The sequence below is a fragment of the Brevibacillus sp. NRRL NRS-603 genome, assembly GCF_003013445.1.
GTDB classification, from domain to species: domain Bacteria; phylum Bacillota; class Bacilli; order Brevibacillales; family Brevibacillaceae; genus Brevibacillus; species Brevibacillus formosus.
Genome location: NZ_PXZN01000147.1, coordinates 1 through 994 on the forward strand (window position 1 = coordinate 1; position 994 = coordinate 994).

2 protein-coding genes are annotated in these 994 nt (G+C 48.0%); both read right to left on the reverse strand.

Annotated features, from left to right (window positions below):
- On the reverse strand, positions 1–503 hold a 503-nt coding region (locus C7R94_RS29350; protein ID WP_233220709.1), incomplete at its 3' end, for an ATP-binding cassette domain-containing protein.
- Positions 504–523: 20 nt separating this feature from the next.
- Positions 524–994, reverse strand: a 471-nt coding sequence (locus C7R94_RS29355) for an ABC transporter ATP-binding protein (protein ID WP_146142862.1), incomplete at its 5' end; no start/stop codon positions are given.

Sequence of the window (994 nt, forward strand, 5' to 3'; positions counted from 1 at the left end):
CGCTGTCGCTGACCACCACTAAACTCATGAGGAAAACGTTCCGAATTTTCTGGTTTCAGACCGACAACCCGCATCAATTCCGCTACTTTTTCCTTGCGTTCTTTTGACGTTTCATACAGTTCGAATATGATCATCGGCTCTTCAATGATCTCCCCAACTGTCATTCGCGGATTGAGGGATGCGAACGGGTCTTGGAAAATGATTTGCAAATCCTTTCGCTTCATCCTCATCTCATTTGGGGAAAGTGCCGCTAAATTCTCTCCTTGAAAAATCACTTCGCCACCCGTAGGCTCGAGCAATCGTAGAATGGCTCTGCCTGTGGTTGACTTCCCGCAACCAGATTCACCTACAATTCCGAGCGTTTCCCCTGTTGCAACGGTAAAAGAGAGATCGTCAACAGCTTTGACGTGATTCGTTACCTTCTTCATTAATCCACTGCGAATCGGAAAGTATTTTTTTAACCCTCTCACCTCTAGTAAGGGTTTACATTCTGATTTTTCCAAAAGATTCACGTCCTTTCTGCTTACTCATACAGCCAGCATCTGCTTTTTGTACCATCACTCAGATCGAATAACGGTGGAGCTTGCTCGTAGCATTTGTCCATAGCCTTCTGGCATCGTTCAGCAAAACGGCATCCTGGGGGCATCTGACCTGGACTCGGAACGGTCCCGCCAATCGTAAACAAGTACTCCTGCTCTGTGTCCATATCTGGGATCGAACCCAACAAACCAACCGTGTACGGATGCTTTGGAGTAGCAAATAGCTTTTCTACCTCGGCTTCCTCTACGACTTGCCCTGCATACATGACGACCACCCGATCACACATCTCTGCTACCACACCAAGATCGTGCGTGATCAGCATGATGGTCATCTCGCTCTTCTGCTGTAACTCTCTCATCAGGTCAAGAATCTGCGCCTGAATGGTCACGTCTAGTGCGGTCGTAGGCTCATCTGCAACCAATAGTGAGGGACTACAGGACATCGCCATCGCAAT